The sequence below is a fragment of the Xanthomonas sp. NCPPB 901 genome, from assembly GCF_056725085.1.
The window spans coordinates 4,623,248-4,646,214 of the sequence record NZ_CM161511.1; the positions used below are offsets into that span (position 1 = coordinate 4,623,248).

The following is a 22,967-nucleotide window of genomic DNA, read 5'->3' on the forward strand; positions in this document are numbered from 1 at the left end:
CATGTCCGCCCGTCCCTGGTCGCGCCGCCTGTTCCCGTCCTGGCCGCTGAGCCTGACCGTCATCGCGTTCTGGCTGCTGATGAGCGACAGCTTCAGTCTCGGCCAGTTGCTGCTGGGCGCGGTGCTGGGCGTGGCGGTGCCGCTGTTCGCCGCGCGCCTGGACCGCGAGTTCGCGCGCATCGGCTCGCTGCGCTCGGTGCCGAAGATGCTGTGCGTGGCGGCGTGGGACATCGTGCGCTCCAACGTGGTGGTGGCGCTGCAGGTGCTGGGGCCGGAGAAACGGATCCACCCCGGCTTCATCTGGGTGCCGCTGGACATCGCCAACATCCACGGCATCGCCGCGCTGACCAGCATGATCACCCTGACCCCGGGCACGGTGTCGGCGGCGCTGTCGGACGACCGCAAGTACCTGCTGGTGCACGTGCTGCACCTGGACGACGCCGAGACCGTGATCCGGCAGATCAAGACGCGCTACGAGGCGCCATTGATGGAGATCTTCCCATGACCAGCCACATGTTCATCGAGACCACGATCGTCGTGTGCATGCACGTGGTGGCGCTGGCGATGCTGCTGGCGCTATGGCGGCTGCTGCGCGGGCCGACCGTGCCCGACCGCATCCTGGCGCTGGACACGCTGTCGGTGACCGCGATCGCCGAACTGATGCTGTTCGGCATGTACCTGGATTCGCCGGTGTACTTCGAGGCGGCGCTGATCATCGCCATGCTCGGCTTCGGCAGCACCGTGGTGCTGAGCAAGTACGTGCTGCGCCGGGACATCGTCGAATGATCGGCGTGCTGCAGGTCGGGCTGTCGCTGCTGCTGATCGTCGGCTGCTTCTTCATCCTGATCGGCGCGCTGGGGCTGGTGAAGCTGTCGGACTTCTTCAAGCGCCTGCACGCGCCGACCAAGGCCAGCACGTTGGGCGTGGGCTGCGTGCTGCTGGCTTCGGTCGGCTACCACCTGTTCCTGGGCCAGGACCCGCAGCCGCGCGAACTGCTGATCACCGCGTTCCTGTTCATCACCGCGCCGATCAGCGCGCACATGATGGCCAAGGCGGCGCTGTCGCTGATGCTGGAACAACGCCCGCAGGTGCCCGGCAGCGACCACGCCGACCAGGAAGGCCTGCCGCCGCCGGAGCAGCCGGAGGAGCGCTGACGCCAGCTTTCCGCAGGAGCGGCTTCAGCCGCTCCTACGACCGAGACCAGCCGCTTTTTCGAATCCCCAATCCCGAATCCCAACTCCCAGCCACTCAAGCCACCAACGCCAGCTCCAGCCCCACCCACGCCAGGAACGCCACCAGCAGCACCGCCCCTTCGCCGCGGCTCAACCGCATGTCCCCGCGCAGCATCGGGTACAGCACCACCGCCAGCGCGATCGCCGCCGGCAGTTCCAGGCGCACGAACGAGGCAGGCAACGGCAGCGGCCGCAGCGCCGCCATGCCGCCGATCACCACCAGCAGGTTGAACAGGCTCGAGCCCAGCACGTGGCCGACCACCATGTCGCCCTGGCCACGGCGGGCGGCGGCCACCGCGGCGGCCGCTTCCGGCAGCGCGGTGCCGATCGCCACCGGCAGCAGGCCCACCAGCAGCGGCGACAGGCCCCAGGCCGCGCCCAGCCGTGGCGCGTGCGCCACCACCAGGTTGGCGCCGGCGTTCAACAGCACGATGGCGATCAGCAGGCGCAGCAGGTTGAGCACCAGCCCGGTCCGGGTCACCGCGTAGCCGGACACGCCGAGCTGGCGCGCGGCCGGCTCGTGACGCGCGCGCAGCAGCAGGAACGCGACCACGCCGACGAAGGCCAGCAGCAGCACCACGCCTTCGACGCGCGAGATCGCGCCATCCAGGCCGAAGCCGATCAGCGCCAGCGTCGCCAGGGTCAGCACTACCAGCAGCGGCGGCAGCAGGCGCGTGCGCAGCAGCAACGGCGCCGCCAGCGCGGCCAGGCCCAGGGTCAGGCCGAGATTGGCCAGGTTGCTGCCGACCGCGTTGCCCAGCGCCAGGTCCTGCGCGCCGGTCGCGTAGGCGCGCGCGTTGACCGCCAGTTCCGGCAGCGAGGTGCCGAAGGCCACCAGCAGCAGCCCGGCCACGAACGGCGAGGCGCCGCAACGCTGCGCCAGGCCGGAGGCCGCCTTCACGATCGAGTCCCCGCCCAGCGCCAGCAACGCCAGCCCCAACACCACCCAACCGATCACACCTGCCATCGCCGATGTCCCTGCCCGCCAAATGCGGCGATTCTATGCGTAGCGCCGATGACGCCGCCGTGGTGATGCCCGCCCGCCATGGCCCGCTGCGGCGGCCGGCCGCGCGCGGGCCGCCACCACTGCACTGCGTTCATGCCCGAACGTGTCTGCTAGCGCCTGCCACGCGCCAGACCGTGTTCCTCCCGCCGCCGCCACAGGAGCCGCCCCATGTCCCGACCCGATCCCACGCCGCCGCGCCGGCGGCCCTGGCTGCCGCTGGCCGGCATCGCCGCGATCGCCGCCGTGCTCGCCGCCGCCTTCGCCTGGAGCGCCGGCTGGCTGGGCGGCCCGCAACGGCTGACCGCGCAGCGCATGACCGACGCCATCGAAGCCGGCGGTCCGCCGCATCCGGGCTTCCGCCGCGCGCACAGCAAGGGCGTGTGCGTCAGCGGCCATTTCGAGGGCAACGGCCAGGGCAGCACGCTGTCCTCGGCGCGGGTGTTCGCGCAGGCCTCGGTGCCGGTGCTGGGCCGCCTGTCGATCGGCGGCGGCGACCCGCACGGTGCCGACGGCGCCGCCCGCGTGCGCAGCATGGCGCTGCAGTTGCGCAGCGACGATGGCCAGGAATGGCGCACGGCGATGAACAGCTTCCCGTTCTTCGTGGTCGCCAGCCCCGAGGGCTTCATGGCGCAGACGCTGGCCGCGCGGCCGGACCCGGCCACCGGCAAACCGGACCCGGCGAAGATGGCCGCGTTCCTGCAGCGCTACCCGGAAGCGAAGAAGTTCCAGGAGTGGGCCAAGACCGCGCCGTGGTCGGACAGCTGGGCCAACACCCAGTACAACGGCGTCAACGCGTTCCGCTTCACCGCCGCCGACGGCAGCACGCATGCGGTGCGCTGGTCGATGCGCCCGCAGACCCCGTTCGCGCCGCTGTCGGCCGAGCAGCGCGCCAAGGCCGACGCGGATTTCCTCAGCGAGGACCTGCAGGCGCGGCTGGCGCGCGGCCCGCTGCGCTGGGACCTGGTGCTGACCGTGGCCGCGCCCGGCGACCCGGTCGACGACCCGTCGCAGCCGTGGCCGCAGGACCGGCGCCAGGTGGTCGCCGGCACCCTGGTGCTGGAACATGCCGAACCGCAGGCCACCGGCCCCTGCCGCGACCTCAACTACGATCCGCTGATCCTGCCGCACGGCATCGCCGGCTCCGACGACCCGATCCTGGCCGCGCGCTCGGCGGTGTACTCGCAGTCCTTCAACCGCCGCGAGCACGAGATCGCCCGCGGCCAGGCCCCCGACGCGACCGGCACGCCGCACGGAGGTGCGCAATGAACCGCAACGACCGCTCCGCGCACTTCAACCTGCTCGCACGCGTGCTGCACTGGATGATGGCGGCGATGATCCTGACCATGCTGTTCGTCGGCGTGGGCATGGTCGCCTCGGTGTCGCAGCGGCCCTGGCTGCTGGACCTGCACCGCCCGCTGGGCATCGCGATCCTGCTGCTGGTGCTGGTGCGCCTGGGCAACCGCCTGCGGCACCGGCCGCCGCCGCTGCCGGCCGACCTGCCGCGCTGGCAGCAGGCCGCCGCGCACGCCTCGCACTGGCTGCTGTACGCGCTGATGCTGGCGATGCCGCTGCTGGGCTGGTCGATGCTCTCGGCCGGCGGCTACCCGATCGTGCTGTGGCCCGGCCTGCAGTTGCCGCCGATCGCCCCGCACAGCCCGGTGCTGTACGCCTGGCTGCGCAGCGCGCACGGCTGGCTGGCCTACCTGCTGTTCGCCACGGTGCTGGCGCACCTGTGCGCGGCCCTGTTCCACGCCTGGGTGCGCCGCGACGGCGTGTTCTCGAGCATGGCACGCGGCCCCGCGGCGGACGCGCGCCGCGAGCAGGCGTAGTCCCGCAACGACGCGTCGGCGCGGCACGCGCGGGCGCCACGCGCGCTGGCCCCGCCACGCGCACGTCCGCCGGCGCGGTGTCGCCCCGCATCCGCGCCGCGCCGCGCCAGGGCGTTTGTGTCGGTGCCGACATGGCCGCGGCCCCGCGCCGCCGTTACACTGGGCGGCGGACGGGCGCGCTCGTCCGTCCCCGTTCTTCCGCGCAGCGTCTGCTCCCCAGGGAATCCGGCGCCGCGACCGCGCCAGCCAGCGCCGTTGTTCCGCAGCCCGCCACGCCGGCTGCCGGTCCTGCGCGCCAAGCCAGCTCACCATCCGATCGTCGGCCGGCGCTGCGTCAGCGCCGGCGATGGCCATGCCTGCTGCCTTGGAGTCCGCGATGCACCGTGTTGCCCCCACCTGCCGTTTCCCGCGCCGTTCGGCCCTGTCCATGGCCTGCCTGCTGGCCGCCGTGCCGGCGTTCGCCGCGACAGCGGCCACGGCCACGGCCGCGGCCGACGGCGTCGACGACACCGAGCGCGACGTCACCACCCTCGACAAGATCAGCGTCAAGGGCGAGCGCGCCGAAGGCTACAGCGTGCGCAAGACCAGCGCCGGCACCCGCTTCGAGCTGGCGCCGCGGGAGATTCCGCAGTCGGTGAGCATCATCAGCCACCAGCGCATCGAAGATCAGGGCCTGGACGACATCATCGACGTGCTGGAGAACACCACCGGCGTGTCCAGCACGCGTTCGGACAGCGAACGCTTCGAGTTCTACGCACGCGGCTTCTACATCGACAACTACCAGTTCGACGGCATCCCCACCACGATGGTGCAGAACTGGAGCTACGGCGATTCGGCGCTGGACCTGGCCCTGTACGACCGCGTGGAAGTGGTGCGCGGCGCCACCGGCCTGCTGACCGGCGCCGGCAACCCGTCGGCCTCGGTCAACCTGATCCGCAAGCACGCCGACAGCGCCGAGCTGACCGGCAGCGTCACGGTCAGCGCCGGCAGTTGGGGCCGCACCCGCTCCACGGTCGACGTCACCACCCCGCTCAACGCCAGCGGCACGGTGCGCGCCCGGGTGATCGGCAGCTACCTGGACACCGATTCGTACGTGCAGCGCTACAGCCAGCGCAAGTGGCTGGGCTATGCAGTGATCGATGCCGACCTGACCCCGGACACGCAGCTGAGCGTGGGCTACGACTACCAGAACAAGCACTCCGGCGGGGTCACCTGGGGCGGCTTCCCGCTGTGGTACGCCGACGGCAGCCGCACCGACTACCCGCGCTGGTTCAACCCGGCCGCGGACTGGACGTTCTGGGACACCACCAGCAAGCGCGCCTTCGCCACCCTGCAGCATGCCTTCGGCAATGGCTGGCAGCTCAAGCTCAACGCCACCCACGACCAGACCGACGTCACCGACAAGCTGTTCTACCCGTACTACACGATCTACGGCTTCGACCGGCAGACCGGCGCCGGCGTGGTGCCGTACTCGGGTTACTACATCACCGGGCGCAAGGTCGACGGCCTGGACGCCTACGCCGAAGGCCCGTTCCAGCTGGGCGGGCGCGAACACGAACTGATGGCCGGCGTCAGCTACAACCGCCGCCGCTACGTGAACACCGGCGCCTTCGACTTCCCCGGGCCGCTGCCCAGCTACCTGAACTGGACCGGCGCGTATCCGGAGCCGGCCTGGTCGCCGATCAGCGAGTTCAGCCGCGGCACCGTCACCCAGAAGGCCGGCTATGCGGCGCTGCGGCTGTCGCTGGCCGATCCGCTGAAGCTGATCGTGGGCGCGCGCTACACCGACTGGAAGGTGGACGGCAGCGAGAGCGGGGTGGGCTACGTGCTGCACCAGGAGAAGACCACGCCCTATGCCGGCCTGGTGTACACGCTCGACGACGTCTGGTCGGTCTACGCCAGCTACACCGACATCTTCCAGCCGCAGACCGCGCGCACCGCCAGCGGCGCCTACCTGGACCCGGTGATCGGCAAGAGCTACGAGGCCGGGGTCAAGGGCGCCTGGTTCGACGACCGCCTCAACGCCGCGCTGTCGGTGTTCCGCATCGACCAGGACAACGTCGCCCAGGCCACCGCCGGCTTCGTGCAGGGCACCACCGAGACCGCCTACGTCGCCGCGCAAGGTACGGTCAGCCGCGGCGTGGAGTTCGAGCTCAACGGCGAGCTGGCGCCGGGCTGGAACGCCACCTTCGGCGCCTCGCGCTACGTGGCCAAGGACGCCGCCGGCGCGGACATCAACAGCCAGCTGCCGCAGACCACGCTCAAGCTCTACAGCAGCTACACCCCGCGCAGCCTCAGCGAGCTGACCTTCGGCGGCGGCGTCAACTGGCAGAACCGCATCTACTATGTCGATGCCACCTACGGCCGCTTCGAGCAGAGCGGCTACGCGCTGGTCAGCGCCTTCGCCCGCTACCGCCTGTCGCCGGCGTTCTCGGTGCAGCTCAACCTCAACAACCTGCTGGACAAGCGCTACTACGCGCAGATCTACGGCTACGGCGCCTGGGGCGAGCCGCGCAACGGCACGCTGAGCTTCAGCTGGTCGTTCTGAGCAGGCGCTCCGCGCCCGGGCGCATGCCGCGAGCGCGGCGCGGCATGCGCGACGACGGAGATGACCCGGCCTAGGCCCCGGCCACGCGCAGCGGCACGTCGCCGGCGGCGGCGACCCGGTTGCGGCCGCCGCGCTTGCCGCGGTACAGCGCCGCATCGGCGCAGCGCAACAGGTCCTCGGTGCTGCGGCCGTGGTCCGGATAGGCGGCCACGCCGATCGACACGGTCACCGCCGGCAGCGCCTGCCCCTGGTGCTGCACCTGCAGCGCCGCCACCGCGGCGCGGATCTGTTCGGCGCGGCGCCGCGCCACGTCGGCGGCGGCGCCAGGCAGGATCACCGTGAACTCCTCGCCGCCGTAGCGGCAGGCGATGTCTTCCGGCCGCACCAGTCCGGCCAGCGACTGCCCGAACGCCGTCAGCAAGGCATCGCCGGCGGCATGGCCGAAGCGGTCGTTGAGCATCTTGAAGTGGTCCAGGTCCAGCATCATCAGCGCCAGCGGCTGGTCGCGGCGCTCGCAACGCGCCAGTTCGCGCAGCAGCGATTCCTCCAGGTAGCGGCGGTTGTACAGCCCGGTCAACGGATCGCGGATCGACTGCGTGCGCAGGCGCTGGCGCAACTGCAGGTTGTGCAGCGCCATCGCCAGCTGTTCGGCCACCACCTCGACCAGGTGCAGGCGTTCGAGCACGGTCGGGTCGCGACTGGAGAGGTGGATCAGGCCCAACGGCTCGTCCTGCACCAGCATCGGCACGCAGGTGCCGTGCCGCGCCGCGCCGGCGGCATGCGCGCAGGCCGGCGCCTCGCCGGGCCGCTGCACCTGGGTGACGCGGCGGCGCAGGCCTTCGCAGCCGCTCAGCGACAGCGACGGCACGCACACCGCCTCCTCGCCCCAGTGCGCCACGCAGACCGCCTGTTCGCCGGCCGCGTCGGTGCAGTACACGCTGCAGCCGGCATCGCCGAGCAAGCGTTCCAGCGCCTGCCGCGCGACCTCCACCGCCTCGTCCTGCTGCACGCAGCTCTGCAGTCCGCGGCTGCAACGGTTGAGCGTGCGCAGGTCCTGCTCGGTGCGCTGCATCTGCTGCACCGTGCCCACCAGCAGCGCATTGGCCTGGTGGCCGCGCTGCTCGGCCTGGCTGCGGCGGCCGATCTCCCGGCGCAGCAGCAGGTACAGGCACAGGGTCAGCGCGCAGACCGCGGGGATGCCGACCACGGCCAGCCTGCGCAGCAGGTCGGCGTTGGCGGCGGTGGCGCGGGCGCTGCTGGCCAGCGCCGCGCGCTCGCTGCGCACCATGGTGTCGGTGTTGCGCCGGATCGCCTGCGACATCTCGCGGCCGCGGCGCGCGCGCTCGGGGTCCGGCGTGAGCGTGCCCGCCCCCTTGCCCTGGAAGCGGGCCACCGCGCGCGCGCTGTCGCGCATGCGCGTCTGGATCTGGACCTGGACCTCCTGCAGCCGCCGCTGCTGGGCGGGATTGCCCTGCAGCAGCGCGGCCAGGTGCTGCAGCCGCGGCGGCAGCGCGCGCTGGCAGGCCTGGAAGTCGGCCAGGTGCTCGCGGCTGTCCAGCAGCAGAACGCCGCGCAGGGAGGCATCGCAATCGGCGAGGTTGAGCTGCAGGCCGTTGATCTCGGCGATGACCTGGTGGCTGCGCTGCACCGCGGTGGCGGCGGCGAGGAAGCGCTCGCTGCCCACCAGCACGCCGCCACTGATGCCCAGCAGCAGCAGCAAGGCCAGCGGCACGCCATAGCGGTTGATCGTGGTGGAGGGCATGGCGTCGACGTGTGGGAGGGAAGAAGACCGTGCGCGCCACCAACTGCGCTGCGCAGTCAAGCGCAGGAGACCTTGCAAGTTCCAGACCGAACGGCGTGCCGGTTCACAGCCAGCCCTTCTGCCGCGCCAGCCGCGCCGCCTCGATGCGGTTGCCGACCCCCAGCTTGCCGATCGCTTCGGACAGGTAATTGCGCACCGTGCCCGACGACAGCCCCAACTGCGCGGCGATGTCGCCGGCCGAGGCGCCCTCGCCGGCCAGGCGCAGCACCTGGCGCTCGCGGTCGTTGAGCGGGTCGGCCTCGGACCAGGCCTCCAGCGCCAGCTCCGGATCGATCGCGCGGCCGCCGCGGTGCACCTGGCGGATCGCCTCGATCAGCCGCTGCGGCGGCGCGTCCTTGAGCAGGTAGCCGCCGACCCCGGCGTCCAGCGCGCGCCGCAGGAAGCCGGGGCGGGCGAAGGTGGTGACGATGATGACGCGCACCGGCAACTGCTGGCGCTGGATGCGCTGGGCCAGTTCCAGGCCGCTGAGGCCGGGCATCTCGATGTCGGTGACCAGCAGGTCCGGCGCATGCGCCTGCAGCGCGCGCCAGGCGGCCTCGCCGTCGGCCGCGCTGGCGACCACGTCCAGATCCGCTTCCAGGCCCAGCAGTGCGCCCAGCGCCCCGCGCACCATCGCCTGGTCCTCCGCCAGCACTAAACGAATCACGGCGCCCCCCGGTCCTTTGGGCACATTGTAGTGCCCGGCCCGCGCCCGCGCTCAGCCGAGCGCGGCGTCCCGGTCCGCCGGGGCGGGCACCCGCGCCGCCGGGGCGGCCTCCGGCATCGCCGCCTCGACCCGCGGCAGCGGCGCGGCGGCGACCAGGCAGGTGCCCAGGCCGCGCTCGGAGGCGATGCGCAGGCTGCCGCCCACCGCCTCCAGCCGCTCGCGCATGCTGCTCAGCCCGGTGCCCGGCTGCAGCGCCCCGCCGCGGCCGTCGTCGCGCAGCTCCAGCAGCGCCTGGCCGCGCTCGCACCACAGCCGCAGCTGCGCGTTGCGGGCACGCGCGTGGCGCTGGATGTTGGTGGCGGCCTCGCGCAGCACCAGCGCGAACACCGTCTCCAGCTGCGGGCACGGCGGCAACGCCTCGACCTGATAACGGAAGGTGACCCCCGACGATTCCAGCAGCAGCTTGGCCGCGGCGATCTCCGCCGCCAGTTGCGCGGCGCGGATGCCGCTGACCGCGCGCCGCACCTGGCTCAGCGCCTCGCGCGCAACCTGGCCCACCTCCTCCATCTCGCGCTGCGCCGCGGCGGCGTCGTGGGCGAGCAGGCGCGTGGCCAGGTCCGACTTCAGCGCCACCAGCGACAGGGTATGGCCGAGCAGGTCGTGCAGGTCGCGGCCGATGCGCTCGCGCTCGGCCACCGCCGCCAGGCGCCGCACTTCCTCGTGGCTCAGGCGCAACCGCGCCTCGCCGCGCACACGACGCTCGAAACTGATGTTCATCAGCCCCACCGACAGGCCGACCACCACCGCGCTGACCATGTACAGCGGCGACCAGCCGCGCATCGTCCAGGCCAATGCGAACGAGGCCAGCACCAGCAGCATCGCCGCCACCGCCCGCACCGGCTCGAAGCAGAACGCCAGGAACGCGCAGGCATAGATGATGTAGCACTGCGCACCCGGGTTGTACGGCAGCACCACGAACGCCAGCGCCGTCATGCCGGCCACGCACCACGGCAGGTAGCGCCGGTGGCGGTAGTAGGCCACGTAGTACAAGGCCAGGAACATCAGATAGCTGGCCAGCGTCGGCGGGAACCAGTTGCGGAAGTAGTACGGTTCGTACAGCGGGGTGACGAACAGCCAGATCGACCACACCAGCGACAGCCACACGAACCAGTGGGTGCTGGGCTTGGCGGAGGTCCAGCCGATGCGGCGGGCGATCAGCGAGTCGGGCGAGGCGTGCAACAAGGCAATCACGTCGGGCTCCCAGGGCGGCACGGCCGCCGCGGCGCATAGCTTAGCGAAGGCGGCGGCGCGCGGAACCGCGCGGCGGCGCCGGGATCGGCACGGTACGCCATCAGCCGCGCCGCAGGCGCCGCTGCGCCAGTGCGTAGCACACCACCGTCACCGCCAGCAGCGCGGCGACATGGCCGGCGGCGCTGCCGTGTCCGTCGCCCTGCCCGACCACGCGCAGCGCAAGCTGACCGAGGTGGTAGGACGGCCACAGCGGCGCCAGCGTGGTCAGCCATGCCGGCAGCAGTTGCAACGGAATCCACAGCCCGGACAGGAACGCCATTGGCAGGTAGATCAGGTTGACCAGCGCCGGCGCACCGCTGCCGCCGGCATAGGCGCCCAGCGCCAGCCCGATCGCGCAGAACGGCAGCGTGCCCAGCACGTCCACCAGCAGCAGCCAGAGCCGCTGGCCCGGGGCCAGCCCGACCCCGCCGAGCAACGCCGCCAGCGCCTGCAGCAGCACCCCGATCGCCAGCGCGAACGCCATCGCCAGGGCGGTCCGCGCCAGCAGCAGCGCCAGCGGCGGCACCGGCATCGCCCGCTTGAGCGCCAGCAGGCCGCGCTCGCGGTCCAGGGCCAGGCCGACGCCGAACCCGAACAGCGCCGGCGCCATCACCCCGAACACGCTGTAGCTGGCCATCAGGTACACCGCCGCGTCGTGGCGCCCATGATTGAGCAGCACCCCGAACAACAGGTAGAACAGCGGCGGAAACAGCAGCGTGGGCAAGGCGAACGACGGCGTGCGCAGCCAGCGCAGCACCTCGTAACGGATCTCGCGCAGCAGCAGCGCGAGCTGGTCGCGCAACGACCAGGCGGCCGCCGGCGAGGCAACGGAAAGATCGATCGGGTTCATGCGGCCTCCGCACGGGTGATGGCGAGAAAGGCATCGGCCAGGCCGGCGCGGCGGACTTCCAGCGCCGTCAGCGCCGGATCGCTGGCGAGCAGGCGCGCCACCACCGGCTCGGCCGGCTCGGCGACCACCTCCAGCACGCCGTCGCGGCTGTCGGCGCGGCGCACCTGCGGCCACTGCGCCACCTGCGCCGCCGGCAGCGCGCTGCGGCAGCGGATCGTGCATTGCTCGAAGCGCGCGCGCAGTTCGGCGACGCCGCCCTCGGCGATCAGCGTGCCGCGCTGCAGCACCGCCACCCGGTCGGCCAGCGCCTCGGCCTCTTCCAGATAGTGCGTGGTCAGCAGCACCGCGCAGCCGTCGGCGACCAGTTCGCGGATCCCGCGCCACAGGCCCTGCCGCGCCTCGATGTCCAGGCCGGTGCTGGGCTCGTCCAGGAACAGCGCCCGCGGCCGCCCGCAGATCGCCATCGCGAACTGCACGCGTCGCTGCTGGCCGCCGGACAGTTGGCCGTAGCGGCGCGCCATCAACCCGTCCAGACCGGCCAGCGCCACGCAGTCGGCGACGCTGCGCGGCTGCGGGTAGTAGCCGCGCGCCTGCAGCAGCAGTTCGCCCACGCGCAGCGTCTCCGGCAGCCCGGCGGTCTGCAGCATCGCCCCGGCCTGGCGGCGCGCCGCCAGCGACCGCGGATCCTGCCCGCACAGGCGCGCGCTGCCGGCGTCGGGCGTCTGCAGCCCGAGCAGCAGGCCCACCGCGGTGCTCTTGCCGGCGCCGTTGGCGCCCAGCAGCGCCAGCACCTGGCCGCGGCGCAACTGCAGGTCGACGCCGTCGAGCGCGACCAGCGCGCCGTAGCGCTTGTGGACGCCGCTGAGCTGCGCCAGCGGCAACGCATCGTGATCGTGCATGGGACATTCCGGTGGTGGCGGGGAGTGCCTAGGCTGCGCCGCGGCGCGGCCGGCGCCCAGTGCGGCGCGTCAACTGCAGCGGATGACATCTGTCACTGGCAGCCCCCGCGCGATTGCCGCATGCTGCGGTCCACGCCGAGGGGCGGCGTTCTCCCGCTACAGCGCATCGCAGAACGTGACTTCCGGCCATGCCCACCGCGACCGGGCACTCGCACACTGCAGCGCGCCGACCGTTTCGTTCAAGGACACGATGAGTACTTCCTCCGACCTGCTCAAGGAACTCCGTATCGACCGCAAGGCGCCGCCGAGCGAGCCGCCGTCGCGGCGCGGGCTGTGGATCGCCGTGGTGCTGCTGGGGGTGCTGCTCGCCCTGGGCGCCGGCGCCTGGCTGCTGTTCGGCCGCAGCAAGCCGCTGGAGGTGCGCACCGCCGCGGTGGTGGCGATCGCCCCCGGCAGCAGCAGCGCCTCGGTGCTGGACGCCAGCGGCTACGTGGTGGCACGACGCATGGCCACGGTGTCGGCCAAGATCACCGGCAAGGTCCGCGAAGTGCGCATCGAGGAAGGCATGCGCGTCGAGCAGGGCCAGGTGATGGCGACACTGGATCCGATCGACGCCAACGCGCAGCGGGTGCTGTCGGCCTCGCAACTGGATGCGGCGCGCAGCCTGGTCGCCAACATGCAGGCGCAGGTGCGCCAGGCCGATGCCGATGCGCAGCGGCTGCAGACGCTGGCCGGCCAGCAGTTGGTCTCGCGTTCGCAATACGAGCAGGCGGTGGCGCAACGCGATGCCCTGCGCGCGCAGTTGCAGAACGCGCAGCGCAACGTGGCGGTGGCCGGCAACCAGCTGTCGATCTCCGACCTCAACGTCGACAACACCATCGTGCGCGCGCCGTTCTCCGGCGTGGTCACCGCCAAGGCGGCGCAGCCGGGCGAGATCGTCTCGCCGCTGTCGGCCGGCGGCGGTTTCACCCGCACCGGCATCGGCACCATCGTCGACATGGATTCGCTGGAGATCGAGGTCGAGGTGGGCGAGTCCTACATCGGCCGGGTCAAGCCGGGCATGCCGGTGGAAGCCGTGCTCAACGCGTATCCGGACTGGAAGATCCCGGCCGAGGTGATCGCGATCATCCCCTCCGCCGATCGCGGCAAGGCGACGGTGAAGGTGCGGGTGGCGCTGAAGCAGAAGGACGCGCGGATCGTGCCGGAGATGGGGGTGCGGGTCAGTTTCCTGGAGGCGCCGCAGCCGCAGGCGCAGAACACGCCGCAGGGCGTGCGGGTGCCGGGCGCGGCGATCGTCAAGCGCGACGGCCAGGACGTGGCGTTCGCGGTGCAGGAGGACAACACGGTGGCGCAGCGCGCGCTGAAGACCGGCATCGCCCTGGGCGACGACCGCCAGGTGCTGTCCGGCCTGGCTGCGGGCGACACGGTGGTGCTGGATCCGCCGGAGACCTTGCATGCGGGCATGCAGGTGAAGACGGCGGAGGCGGCCGCGCAGTAGCGCGACGCACGATGGGTGTGCTGCGCAGTGCGTGAGCGTTTCCACGCCGTGCTTGCTGGTAGTCGGTTTTTCCAGCCACGCTCCACCGTAGCCACATTGTTCTAGCTCTAGCTCTTGCTCTAGTTGCAGTTGCAGTTGTTATTCCAGTGTTTGTGCTTCTGCTTCAGCGGCTTCCTCGGTTCAGTAGCCATGAGCAACGAATTCCAGAAGGGTGGTGTTGCTTCTGTAGTTGCTGTTGTTTTTGCAGTTGCGGTTGTTCTTGCTTTTGATTTACCGGGTTCCCTTCCGCAGCGGCGGATGGACCGGGGAAAAACCCGAAGGGCGGCGCACATGGATGTGCGCCGTTCGCGGCAGGGGCAGGATGCCCCTTCCGCGAATCCCCGGTGCATCCGCGGACCCGGAGCGCGCAGCGCGGAGGGCGCAAGGCAGGGCGCGCTTTCTTTTGGTTACTTTTCTTTGCGCGAGCAAAGAAAAGTAACTCGCCCGTTAGGGCGAAAGCCTTTGCTGTTGCTTGAAGTTTGCGTGTCAGACGAGAAGGTCTGTAGGAGCGGCTTCAGCCGTGACCCACATGATCGGTAATGCCTGTCGCGGCTGAAGCCGCTCCTACGATCCAGCGGTCGCCACGGTAGCAGCAAGTGCAAGAGCAAAGCTTTCGCCTTGCGGCGAGTTACTTTTCTTTGCTTGTGCAAAGAAAAGTAACCAAAAGAAAGCACACCCTGCCTACGCGCCCTCCGCGCTACGCGCTCCGGGTCCGCGTCCAGCACGGGGATCCGCGGAAGGGGCATCCTGCCCCTGCCGCGGACGGCGCACATCCATGTGCGCCGCCCCTTCGGGGTTTTTCCCCGCACTGGCCGCCGCTTCGGAAGGGAACCCGGTAAATCAAAAGCAAGAACAACCGCAACGGCAGAAGCAACAGCAACAGCAACAGCAACAACTGCACCGCAACTGGACCACAACCGCAACGGTAATCCCCTCGCCGCTATCGGCGACACATCGCCTCCACCTCGTCCACCGCCAGGAACACCACCATGTCCACCCTCGTCACCCTGCGCAACGTCACCAAGACCTACCAGCGCGGCCCCGAGAAAGTCCAGGTCCTGCACGGCATCGACCTGGACATCGCCCGCGGCGACTTCGTCGCCCTGATGGGCCCGTCCGGTTCCGGCAAGACCACTCTGCTCAACCTGATCGGCGGCCTGGACTCGCCCAGCGGCGGCGAGATCGAGATCGAAGGCCAGCGCATCGACCGCATGAGCGGCGGCCAGCTCGCCACCTGGCGCAGCCACCACGTCGGCTTCGTGTTCCAGTTCTACAACCTGATGCCGATGCTCACCGCGCAGAAGAACGTCGAACTGCCACTGCTGCTGACCTCGCTCGGCGCCGCCCAGCGCAAACGCAATGCCGAAATCGCCCTGACCCTGGTCGGCCTGGCCGACCGCCGCAATCACAAGCCCAGCGAACTGTCCGGCGGCCAGCAGCAGCGCGTAGCCATCGCCCGCGCCATCGTCTCCGACCCCACCTTCCTGATCTGCGACGAACCCACCGGCGACCTGGACCGGCGCTCGGCCGAGGACGTGCTGGGCCTGCTGCAGGAACTCAACCGCAGCCACGGCAAGACCATCGTCATGGTCACCCACGATCCCAAGGCCGCCGAGTACGCCACCCACACCGTGCACCTGGACAAGGGCGAGCTGGCCGACGCGCCGGCCGCGCACTGAGCGAGGCGATGCCATGAAGTATTTCTCGTTGATCTGGGCACAACTGTTCCGCAGCAAGACACGGACGCTGCTGACCCTGTTCTCGGTGATCGTCGCGTTCCTGCTGTTCGGCCTGCTCGACTCGGTGCGCGTGGCGTTCACCGCCGGCGGCTCGGTGGAAGGCGTCAACCGCCTGGTCGTGGCCTCGCGCCTGTCGATCACCCAGTCCCTGCCGGTGCGCCTGGAAGCGCAGATCCGCAACGTGCCCGGCGTGCGCGACGTGACCTATGCGATGTGGTTCGGCGGCATCTACAAGGACCCCAAGGACTTCTTCCCCAACTTCTCGGTCGCGCCGAACTTCTTCGACCTGTACAGCGAATACGTGGTGCCGCCGGAACAGCTCAAGGCGTTCCGCGAAACCCGCACCGGCGCCGCGGTGGGCGAGGCCTTGGCGAAGAAGAACGGCTGGAAGGTCGGCGACGTGATCCCGCTGCAGGCCACCATCTTCCCGCGCGGCGGCAGCAACGACTGGCCACTGGAACTGAAGGCGATCTTCCGTGCCAAGGACCGCGCCAACGTGCAGGCGGAGAACCAGTTGATGATGAACTGGAAGTACTTCGACGAGAGCAACGACTACATCAAGGGCCGGGTCAGCTGGTACACGGTGCGGCTGGACAACCCCGAGCATGCTTCGCGCGTGGCGCAGGCGATCGATGCGCTGTCGGCCAACTCCGACCACGAGACCAAGTCGCAGACCGAGTCAGCGTTCCAGCAGGCGTTCGTGAAGCAGTTCGCCGACATCGGCCTGATCGTCACCTCGATCATGGGCGCGGTGTTCTTCACCCTGGTGCTGCTGACCGGCAACACCATGGCGCAGGCGGTGCGCGAGCGCATCCCCGAGCTGGCCACGCTCAAGACCCTGGGCTTCCAGGACCGCACGGTGCTGACCCTGGTGATCGTGGAATCGGTGCTGCTGATCGTGCTCGGCGGCCTGCTCGGCATGGCGCTGGCGTCGGCGGCGATCCCGGTGCTGGCCAGCGCCAGCCGCGGCGCACTGCCGGTGCATGCGGTGCCGATGCAGACCTGGCTGATCGGCACCGCGCTGATGCTGGTCATCGGCGTGGTGGTCGGCCTGCTGCCGGCGCTGCGCGCGCAGCGGCTGAAGATCGTCGACGCCCTGGCCGGGCGCTGAGCCCGCCGCTTCTCTCCAGAACATCACGGCCACGGACGGCGACGCAGACCCGAGGAACAACGCAATGAAGATGCAATGGTTATGGAATGTCCTGGCGATCGCGGCGCTCGCGCTGTGCCTGGGCGTGTGGATCGCCCTGCCCTGGTTCCTGGTGCTGGCACTGGTGGCGGTGATCGCCGTGCTGCTGCTGGTCACCCGCAGCGGCCGGCTGTCGCTGGCAGCCGCGCGCATCGGCATCGCCAGCCTGCCGCAGCGCTGGGGGGCCAGTTCGGTCATCGTGGTCGGCATCGCCGGCGTGGTCGGCGTGCTGGTGGCCATGCTGGCGATGGGCCAGGGCTTCCAGGCCACCCTGGACAGCACCGGCGACGACACCACCGCCATCGTCCTGCGCGGCGGCTCGCAGGCCGAGATCAACTCGGTCATCACCCGCGACCAGGTGCCGCTGATCGCCAGCCTGGCCGGCGTGGCGCGCGGCGCCGACAATCGCCCGCTGGTCTCGCCGGAACTGTCGCAGGTGGTGAACCTGCAATCCAAGTCCGACGGCAGCGACGTCAACGCGCAGTTCCGCGGCGTCGGCGAGCAGGGCTGGGCGGTGCACGACAAGGTCAGGCTCGTGGAGGGCCGGCGCTTCAAACCCGGCCTGCGCGAGATCGTGGTCGGCAAGGGCGCGCAGTCGCAGTTCCGCGGCCTGCAGCTCGGCCAGACCCTGACCCTGGGCAACCAGGCCTGGACCGTGGTCGGCGTGTTCGCCAGCGGCGATGCCCACGACTCGGAGCTGTGGACCGACACCCAGACCCTGGCCACCACCTACAACCGCAGCGCCTACCAGTCGATCAGCGTGCGGACCCAGGGCCAGGACGGCTACCGCCAGTTCAAGGCGGCGATGGACGCCGACCCGCGGCTGAAACTGGACGTGTTCACCACCCGCGAGTACTACCGCAAGCAGGGCGGCAACCTCAGCAAGGTGCTGGAGGTCCTCGGCACCTTCATCGGCACCATCATGGCGATCGGCGCGGTGTTCGGCGCGCTCAACACCATGTACGCCGCGGTCGCCACCCGCGCCCGCGAGATCGCCACGATGCGCGCGCTGGGCTTCCGCGGGCTGCCGGTGGTGGTGGCGGTGATGCTGGAGACCATGCTGCTGGCGCTGCTCGGCGGGGTGCTGGGCGGGCTGATCGCCTGGGCCATCTTCAACGGCTACAGCGTCTCCACCCTGGGCAGCAACTTCAGCCAGGTGGTGTTCCAGTTCAAGGTCTCCCCGCCGCTGCTGTGGACCGGGCTGAAGTGGGCGCTGGGCATCGGCCTGGTCGGCGGCCTGTTCCCGGCGCTGCGCGCGGCGCGGCTGCCGATCACCACCGCCCTGCGCGCGCTGTAGCGCCGGCGCCACGGTGCCGGGCCGGAACCACCGGCCCGGCCCAATGGCCGCTGACGCGTCATCGTTTCGTCATCGAAACGCGGTAGAACGGCCGCCGCCGAGGCGCTAGCCTGCGCGGCCATTTGGTTCAACGCCGCCCCGTCCATGTCCTCGCGCCTGCGCCTGTTGCTCGTCCTCTGCGCCAGCCTGTGGCTGAGCGGCTGCTCCTCCACCTCGCTCAGCGACCGCCTGGTCGCGCCGGGCGGCGTGTCGCCGCTGATGGACGAGGAACGCATCCAGAGCCTGCTGGCGACCCTGCCCAACCGCAGCGGCCACGTGGTGGTGCCGGGCGGCATCCCGATCTTCTGGCGCGCCATCGACCCGGGCGACTACCACATGCGCTACCGCTACGAGCACGCCGGCCGCGACGCCAGCGGCCGCGAGCACGCCGACTTCGCCATGGAGGTGGCGACCCCGGCGCCGGCCACGCATGTCGCCCCGCGCGGCACCGTGGTGCTGCTGCACGGCTGGATGATGGACGGCGACTCGCTGCTGCCGTGGTCGCTGGACCTGGCCCAGGCAGGCTACCGCAGCATCAGCATCGACCTGCGCAACCACGGCCGCTCCGGCGGCGGCCCGGCCGGCTACGGCACCCGCGAGTCCGACGACGTGGTCGCGGTGATCCGCGCGCTGCGCGCCAGCGGCGAGGTGCAGGGCCCGGTGTACCTGTTCGGCGTGTCCTACGGCGCGGCCACCGCGCTGTTCGCCGCGCAGAAGCTCGGCGACCAGGTCGACGGCGTGGTGGCGATGGAATCCTTCGCCAACGCCGGCCGCGGCATCCGCGACATGATCCCGCACATGCTCGCCAGCCACCCGCGCGGCTGGATGGCCAGCGCGGCGATGGACCTGGCGCGCTGGCGCTACGGCGGGCAGAACCTGGACGCGGTGATCGCCAGCGCCAACCAGCGCCTGGCGCTGAACCTGGACCAGGTCGACGTCACCGCCGCCGCGCGCGCCGCGCCGGCCTGCGTGCTGTTGCTGCACGGCAGCGCCGACCAGCACATCCCGGTGGCGCATGGCCGCCTGCTGGCGCTGGACGCGCCGCGCGCGCACTACCTGGAGATGCCCGGCGAGAACCACCTGAGCCTGCCGATGCGGCTGGACCTGCTGGGGCCGACCGTGGAGGACTGGTTCGCCGACCTGCAGTCGCCGAGCCACGGCGGCCGCTGCCCGCAGCCGCTGCCACCGCGTGCGGATCCCGATCTGCAACTGACCGGCGGGCCGGCGGCGAGCGGTAGCCGCGGCTGAGCCGGGATGACCAGCCATTCGGCTGTGGAAAGCCGGGAGTCGGGATTGGGGATTCGTAACGGCGGGCTGCGCTGCTGCTTTTTACCAATCCCGAATTCCTAATCCCTAATCCCCGCTCGCCGCCACACGCCCGACCGCCACAAGCTCTCACCGGCGAACAGCAACAACCCGATCCAGATCGCGGCGAAGCCGATGGCCTTGCCGGCATCGAACGGCTCGCGGAAGAACCACACGCCCAGCAGCAGTTGCAGGCTCGGCGCGATGTACTGCAGCAGGCCCACCAGCGACAGCGGGATGCGCCGCACACCGTAGGCGAAGCCGATCAGCGGCACCGCGGTCACCACGCCGCCGAACGCCAGCAGCAGGTCGTTGCGCCAGCCCCAGCCGCCGGTAAAGCCGCCGCCGTGGCCGGCCTCGCCCCACAGCACGAAGCCCAGCGCCGGCAGGAACAGGTACAGGCTCTCCACGCCCAGCCCGGCCACCGCATCCACCTGCACCAGCTTGCGCAACAGGCCGTACAGCCCGAACGAGCCGGCCAGGCCCAGCGCGATCCACGGCAGCGTGCCGGCGTCGACCGTCAGCCAGGCCACGCCGAGCGCGGCGCAGGCCACTGCCAGCCATTGCAGCGGACGCAGCCGCTCGCGCAGCACCAGCACGCCGAGCAGCACGTTGACCAGCGGATTGATGAAATAGCCGAGGCTGGTCTCGATCACGTGGCCGGCATTGACCGCCCAGATGTACAGGCCCCAGTTGAAGGCGATCGCCACACTGCTCAGCGCCAGCGTGGCCAGCGCGCGCGGCTGCGCGGCGATGCGCCGCCACCACTGCAGGCGCGCGCTGTACACCAGCCAGGCCACCACCAGCAGCGTGCTCCAGACGATGCGGTGGGCGATGATGTGCGGCGACGGCACCGCCTGCAGCAGGTGCCAGTACACCGGCACCACGCCCCACAGCGCGAAGGTCGCCGCGGTGATCCACAGGCCGCGCCGCGCGTCCTGCCCGGCGGCCGCGGTCATCGCCGGGTCCTCGCCAAGGTGATCACCACCACGCCGGCCAGGATCACTGCCATCGCACCGAAATCGCTGGCGCTGAAGCGTTCGCTGCCGAGCCAACTGCCCAGCGCCACCGCGATCACCGGATTGACGTAGGCATAGCTGCCGGCCAGCGCCGGGCGCACGTTCTGCAGCAGCCACACGTAGGCGGTGAAGGCGACGATCGAGCCGAACACGCACAGGTAGGCCACCGCCAGCATCCCCTGCGCGCTCGGCAGGGCGTGCAGGCGTTCGCCGCTGAGCAGGCCGATCGCCACCAGCATGGCGCCGCCACACAGCATCTGCCCGGCCGCGGCCATGAAAGGCATCGGCAGATCGCGCCCGCGCGACCACACCGAGCCGAACGCCCAGCCGATCGGCGCGATCAACAGCAGCACCAGGCCCAGCGGGCTGGCAGTGAGGCTGCTGCCGGCATTGAGCCACACCACCCCGGCGAAGCCGACCACGATGCCCAGCCATTCGCCGCGGCTGGCGTGGTGGCCGCGCAGCGTGCCGAACAGCGCCATCCACAGCGGCACCGAGGCCACCGCCACCGCCGCCAGCCCCGAGGACACCTGGCGCTCGGCCAGCACCACCAGGCCGTTGCCGCAGACCAGCATCAGCGCGCCGAGCATGGCCAGCGGCCGCCACTGCGCGCGCGTGGGCGCGGCCACGCCGCGCCAGCGCAGCACCGCGTACAGCACGCTGCCGGCGATCACGAAGCGGGTGCCCGACACCACGCTCAGCGGCGGCGCGCCGCCTTCCAGGGCGAAACGAATCGCCAGATAGGTCGAGCCCCAGACCACATAGACCAGGAACAGGGCGAGAACGACGAAGCCGCCGCGCGCAGGCGCGGCAGCGACAGGAGCGGAAGGCATCGGGCGGTCCCAGAGACAGCGGGGGGCGGCTATTCTAGAGCACCTGCTCTGCGCACACGCCGGATCACCCGCGCGTTCTCGCCGCCGCGGCGCGCAGGTCACTCGTCGAGAAAGGAGTCGCGTATGGCATCACACCGCACCTGGCTCGCGCTGCCCTTGCTGGCCGCGCTCAGCAGCAACAGCGCAGCGCGCCCGCCGGCTGCCCCCTGGGACTTGAACGGACACCAGTTGCTGGAAGCCCCGCTGGACGGCTCCCTGGCGGCCGACCTGGGCCCGCAGCAACCGCAGGAACTGCGGGTCATGGTGTCCTCGCGCATGGCGGCGGCCTACATGCTCGGCATCGCCGCCGGCAGCGAGGGCGCACGATGGTGCCGACCGGCCGGCCAGTCCGGCCCACCGGATATCCAGGCACTGGTCGCCGATCTCGCCGCGCTGCCCGACGCGCGCCTGGACGCGCGCGCCAGCGACCTGGTCGTGCAGGCCTTGGCCAAACGGTATCCCTGCAAGTCCACGCCGCGCCGCCCATCGCGCTGAGGCGCCCGACTGCCTGCGGGGTCGCGTCGGCGCGGCGAGACCGTGATTCGCCACAGCTGGCACGATAACCGTAGTGGGTGCCGGCAGGTCATTCACCGTGGCAGCACAGCCGGCCGCCACCCGCCGCAGCGGCGCCCGGCGTTCCACCCGCACCACCAGGCCGGTGTTGCAGGCCAGTACGAGCGTGCCGCGTCGCGTCAGTGGCCGCCCTGTGCGCGGCCGTCCCGCGCTGCGCTCCCGCGGAGGAAACGCGATCGGTCTCGCGCAAGGACTGTGCTGCTCAATGCAGTTCCGGCACTGACGTCTTCGCCGATCAATGGACGTCCATGCCGACGCGGCTGGCACCTGCTCCGGCGCTTCGCGGTCACCCGAAATACCTAAGAGACGGTTCAGCCGCACGGGCGTATCTGTACGCACATACACCTGCTCGCCGAGCACCGCCATGGCCATCGATACCGCACTGTCGCCGCTGGGCACCGTCACTCCGTATGGGGCCTCGCCGTATGGTTTTTCCAGCCCCGGCGCCTCCAGCGACGCGGCCCAGGCCGGCAATCCGGTCGTCAGCAGCAACGACCCGGCCGCCGTGCAGCAGGCCGTGGAACTGTCCGGCGACGCCTCGGTGATCTTCGGCCTCGGCGGCCTCGCGGGGACCATCCCGGCCGACACGGGCCTGACCTACAACGCAGCCGGGCTGTTCAACAGCATCGTCAGCGCGGGCCCGAGCGACGCGCGTTCGACCACGACCACCGGCACCTCCGGGTCCAGCACCGATCCCTCGACGTCGACCAGCGGCACCGGCACCGCGACCTCGACGACCACCTCGCCGTATCCCACCCTCGACCAGGCCACCCAGACGTACGACCAGGGCCTGCTCGGGACCATCAGCGCGCCGCCGTCGATGCCCGGCTTGTACAACGCCAATGGTGTCTTCAGCAGCCAGGGCCTGACCCCGCAGCTGTCGTCCCTGCTGCAGTCCAACCCCAGCCTCAGCGGCACGGTGACCGGCGACCTGCTCAATCAGGGCATCGTCGGCGGATTGATCGATACCACCGCCTGAGCGCTGAGCGGCGGCCGCCCTGCAGCGCCAGCGTGCGTCTGACCGGTCAGTGGCCCTTCTCGTCACGACTCGCCCGACAGCGCATCGTCCCCCCGTAGGAGCGGCGTCAGCCGCAACAGGCGTGACCGGTAACGCCCGTCGCGGCTGAAGCCGCTCCTACGGATGACCCCGCAGCACTATTGGGAAGTCCCTTCTGCCGCGACACCCAGCACAACCGTGCGCGTCGGCGGCCATCGCCAACAGGCGCCAGCACTGCGCAACCGACTTGCCGTGGTGGCCAGCGTGCCTCAGACCCG

At 71.0% G+C, this 22,967-nt stretch carries 22 protein-coding genes; 14 read left to right on the plus strand and 8 right to left on the minus strand.

Annotated features, from left to right (window positions below):
• Position 1: 1 nt before the first annotated feature.
• The 3 genes from AC1PME_RS19685 to AC1PME_RS19695 are packed head-to-tail and all read left to right on the plus strand — an operon-like array spanning position 2 to position 1,154.
• The gene (locus AC1PME_RS19685) at positions 2-505 is read left to right on the plus strand and encodes a Na+/H+ antiporter subunit E (RefSeq protein WP_254459491.1); all 504 of its coding nucleotides are present in this window, start codon (positions 2-4) and stop codon (positions 503-505) included.
• Positions 502-786 (plus strand): K+/H+ antiporter subunit F, encoded by a 285-nt coding sequence (locus tag AC1PME_RS19690; protein WP_010341381.1) that lies wholly within the window; start codon positions 502-504, stop codon positions 784-786. Before AC1PME_RS19685 ends, AC1PME_RS19690 begins: the two co-directional genes overlap by 4 nt.
• A complete protein-coding gene (locus AC1PME_RS19695) occupies positions 783-1,154 on the plus strand; it encodes a Na+/H+ antiporter subunit G (RefSeq protein ID WP_254459492.1) in 372 nt (123 codons plus the stop codon). The genes AC1PME_RS19690 and AC1PME_RS19695 overlap by 4 nt, the downstream gene beginning before the upstream one ends.
• A gap of 94 nt (positions 1,155-1,248) precedes the next feature.
• On the opposite strand, the gene AC1PME_RS19700 is transcribed toward AC1PME_RS19695, so the two are convergent.
• Positions 1,249-2,199: a calcium/sodium antiporter gene (locus tag AC1PME_RS19700; RefSeq protein WP_481096779.1), complete on the minus strand. Its 951-nt coding sequence runs from the start codon at positions 2,197-2,199 to the stop codon at positions 1,249-1,251.
• A 207-nt stretch (positions 2,200-2,406) separates the two neighbouring features.
• Between AC1PME_RS19700 and AC1PME_RS19705 the strand changes: the two genes are divergently transcribed.
• The 3 genes from AC1PME_RS19705 (at position 2,407) to fhuE (ending at position 6,615) form a co-directional block, all read left to right on the plus strand.
• Entirely contained in the window at positions 2,407-3,504 is a 1,098-nt protein-coding gene (locus AC1PME_RS19705) for a catalase family peroxidase (RefSeq protein WP_481096780.1), read from the plus strand.
• Complete coding sequence (locus tag AC1PME_RS19710) at positions 3,501-4,067, plus strand: cytochrome b (protein ID WP_481096781.1); 567 nt, start codon at positions 3,501-3,503, stop codon at positions 4,065-4,067. The genes AC1PME_RS19705 and AC1PME_RS19710 overlap by 4 nt, the downstream gene beginning before the upstream one ends.
• A gap of 376 nt (positions 4,068-4,443) precedes the next feature.
• On the plus strand, positions 4,444-6,615 hold the full coding sequence (fhuE, locus tag AC1PME_RS19715; protein WP_481096782.1) for a ferric-rhodotorulic acid/ferric-coprogen receptor FhuE: 2,172 nt from the start codon (positions 4,444-4,446) through the stop codon (positions 6,613-6,615).
• Between the two features lie 70 nt (positions 6,616-6,685).
• Here the strand turns inward: fhuE and AC1PME_RS19720 are convergent, their stop codons facing one another.
• The 5 genes from AC1PME_RS19720 to AC1PME_RS19740 form a co-directional block, all read right to left on the minus strand.
• Positions 6,686-8,377: a diguanylate cyclase gene (locus tag AC1PME_RS19720; RefSeq protein WP_307547019.1), complete on the minus strand. Its 1,692-nt coding sequence runs from the start codon at positions 8,375-8,377 to the stop codon at positions 6,686-6,688.
• Between the two features lie 103 nt (positions 8,378-8,480).
• Entirely contained in the window at positions 8,481-9,083 is a 603-nt protein-coding gene (locus tag AC1PME_RS19725) for a response regulator transcription factor (protein ID WP_254459498.1), read from the minus strand.
• 51 nt (positions 9,084-9,134) lie between these two features.
• Positions 9,135-10,334, minus strand: coding sequence for a sensor histidine kinase (locus AC1PME_RS19730; protein ID WP_254459499.1), 1,200 nt, complete (start codon positions 10,332-10,334; stop codon positions 9,135-9,137).
• 100 nt (positions 10,335-10,434) lie between these two features.
• Positions 10,435-11,223 (minus strand): ABC transporter permease, encoded by a 789-nt coding sequence (locus tag AC1PME_RS19735; protein ID WP_481096783.1) that lies wholly within the window; start codon positions 11,221-11,223, stop codon positions 10,435-10,437.
• On the minus strand, positions 11,220-12,122 hold the full coding sequence (locus AC1PME_RS19740) for an ABC transporter ATP-binding protein (RefSeq protein WP_254459501.1): 903 nt from the start codon (positions 12,120-12,122) through the stop codon (positions 11,220-11,222). Before AC1PME_RS19740 ends, AC1PME_RS19735 begins: the two co-directional genes overlap by 4 nt.
• 250 nt (positions 12,123-12,372) lie before the next feature.
• Between AC1PME_RS19740 and AC1PME_RS19745 the strand changes: the two genes are divergently transcribed.
• From AC1PME_RS19745 to AC1PME_RS19770, 6 genes are all read left to right on the plus strand, one after another.
• On the plus strand, positions 12,373-13,620 hold the full coding sequence (locus AC1PME_RS19745; protein WP_481096784.1) for an efflux RND transporter periplasmic adaptor subunit: 1,248 nt from the start codon (positions 12,373-12,375) through the stop codon (positions 13,618-13,620).
• A 189-nt stretch (positions 13,621-13,809) separates the two neighbouring features.
• Positions 13,810-14,199 carry a hypothetical protein gene (locus AC1PME_RS19750; protein ID WP_481096785.1) on the plus strand — a complete coding sequence of 130 codons (390 nt, stop codon included), beginning with the start codon at positions 13,810-13,812 and terminating at the stop codon, positions 14,197-14,199.
• A 449-nt stretch (positions 14,200-14,648) separates the two neighbouring features.
• Complete coding sequence (locus AC1PME_RS19755; RefSeq protein ID WP_048489272.1) at positions 14,649-15,338, plus strand: ABC transporter ATP-binding protein; 690 nt, start codon at positions 14,649-14,651, stop codon at positions 15,336-15,338.
• Positions 15,339-15,351: 13 nt separating this feature from the next.
• Entirely contained in the window at positions 15,352-16,509 is a 1,158-nt protein-coding gene (locus AC1PME_RS19760) for an ABC transporter permease (protein ID WP_481096786.1), read from the plus strand.
• A 64-nt stretch (positions 16,510-16,573) separates the two neighbouring features.
• The gene (locus tag AC1PME_RS19765; RefSeq protein ID WP_481096787.1) at positions 16,574-17,884 is read left to right on the plus strand and encodes an ABC transporter permease; all 1,311 of its coding nucleotides are present in this window, start codon (positions 16,574-16,576) and stop codon (positions 17,882-17,884) included.
• A gap of 144 nt (positions 17,885-18,028) precedes the next feature.
• Entirely contained in the window at positions 18,029-19,171 is a 1,143-nt protein-coding gene (locus AC1PME_RS19770; RefSeq protein WP_307547035.1) for an alpha/beta fold hydrolase, read from the plus strand.
• Positions 19,172-19,269: 98 nt separating this feature from the next.
• Here AC1PME_RS19770 and rarD read toward each other — a convergent pair whose 3' ends face one another.
• Positions 19,270-20,187 (minus strand): EamA family transporter RarD, encoded by a 918-nt coding sequence (gene rarD, locus AC1PME_RS19775; protein WP_481096788.1) that lies wholly within the window; start codon positions 20,185-20,187, stop codon positions 19,270-19,272.
• A complete protein-coding gene (gene yedA, locus AC1PME_RS19780; RefSeq protein WP_254459507.1) occupies positions 20,184-21,080 on the minus strand; it encodes a drug/metabolite exporter YedA in 897 nt (298 codons plus the stop codon). Before yedA ends, rarD begins: the two co-directional genes overlap by 4 nt.
• Before the next feature lie 123 nt (positions 21,081-21,203).
• Between yedA and AC1PME_RS19785 the strand changes: the two genes are divergently transcribed.
• Together AC1PME_RS19785 and AC1PME_RS19790 are read left to right on the plus strand one after the other, a co-directional pair.
• Entirely contained in the window at positions 21,204-21,614 is a 411-nt protein-coding gene (locus tag AC1PME_RS19785) for a Rap1a/Tai family immunity protein (protein ID WP_481096789.1), read from the plus strand.
• Positions 21,615-22,056: 442 nt separating this feature from the next.
• Complete coding sequence (locus tag AC1PME_RS19790; RefSeq protein ID WP_307547040.1) at positions 22,057-22,671, plus strand: hypothetical protein; 615 nt, start codon at positions 22,057-22,059, stop codon at positions 22,669-22,671.
• Positions 22,672-22,967: the final 296 nt, after the last annotated feature.

Coding starts and splice junctions, on each gene's coding strand:
- AC1PME_RS19760 (WP_481096786.1), top strand. CDS start 15,352: ATGAAGTATTTCTCGTTGATCTGGGCACAACTGTTCCGCAGCAAGACA.
- fhuE (WP_481096782.1), top strand. CDS start 4,444: ATGCACCGTGTTGCCCCCACCTGCCGTTTCCCGCGCCGTTCGGCCCTG.
- AC1PME_RS19710 (WP_481096781.1), top strand. CDS start 3,501: ATGAACCGCAACGACCGCTCCGCGCACTTCAACCTGCTCGCACGCGTG.
- AC1PME_RS19745 (WP_481096784.1), top strand. CDS start 12,373: ATGAGTACTTCCTCCGACCTGCTCAAGGAACTCCGTATCGACCGCAAG.
- AC1PME_RS19720 (WP_307547019.1), bottom strand. CDS start 8,377: ATGCCCTCCACCACGATCAACCGCTATGGCGTGCCGCTGGCCTTGCTG.
- AC1PME_RS19750 (WP_481096785.1), top strand. CDS start 13,810: ATGAGCAACGAATTCCAGAAGGGTGGTGTTGCTTCTGTAGTTGCTGTT.
- AC1PME_RS19695 (WP_254459492.1), top strand. CDS start 783: ATGATCGGCGTGCTGCAGGTCGGGCTGTCGCTGCTGCTGATCGTCGGC.
- AC1PME_RS19765 (WP_481096787.1), top strand. CDS start 16,574: ATGAAGATGCAATGGTTATGGAATGTCCTGGCGATCGCGGCGCTCGCG.
- AC1PME_RS19785 (WP_481096789.1), top strand. CDS start 21,204: ATGGCATCACACCGCACCTGGCTCGCGCTGCCCTTGCTGGCCGCGCTC.
- AC1PME_RS19755 (WP_048489272.1), top strand. CDS start 14,649: ATGTCCACCCTCGTCACCCTGCGCAACGTCACCAAGACCTACCAGCGC.
- AC1PME_RS19705 (WP_481096780.1), top strand. CDS start 2,407: ATGTCCCGACCCGATCCCACGCCGCCGCGCCGGCGGCCCTGGCTGCCG.
- yedA (WP_254459507.1), bottom strand. CDS start 21,080: ATGCCTTCCGCTCCTGTCGCTGCCGCGCCTGCGCGCGGCGGCTTCGTC.
- AC1PME_RS19700 (WP_481096779.1), bottom strand. CDS start 2,199: ATGGCAGGTGTGATCGGTTGGGTGGTGTTGGGGCTGGCGTTGCTGGCG.
- rarD (WP_481096788.1), bottom strand. CDS start 20,187: ATGACCGCGGCCGCCGGGCAGGACGCGCGGCGCGGCCTGTGGATCACC.
- AC1PME_RS19790 (WP_307547040.1), top strand. CDS start 22,057: ATGGCCATCGATACCGCACTGTCGCCGCTGGGCACCGTCACTCCGTAT.
- AC1PME_RS19685 (WP_254459491.1), top strand. CDS start 2: ATGTCCGCCCGTCCCTGGTCGCGCCGCCTGTTCCCGTCCTGGCCGCTG.
- AC1PME_RS19690 (WP_010341381.1), top strand. CDS start 502: ATGACCAGCCACATGTTCATCGAGACCACGATCGTCGTGTGCATGCAC.
- AC1PME_RS19735 (WP_481096783.1), bottom strand. CDS start 11,223: ATGAACCCGATCGATCTTTCCGTTGCCTCGCCGGCGGCCGCCTGGTCG.
- AC1PME_RS19740 (WP_254459501.1), bottom strand. CDS start 12,122: ATGCACGATCACGATGCGTTGCCGCTGGCGCAGCTCAGCGGCGTCCAC.
- AC1PME_RS19770 (WP_307547035.1), top strand. CDS start 18,029: ATGTCCTCGCGCCTGCGCCTGTTGCTCGTCCTCTGCGCCAGCCTGTGG.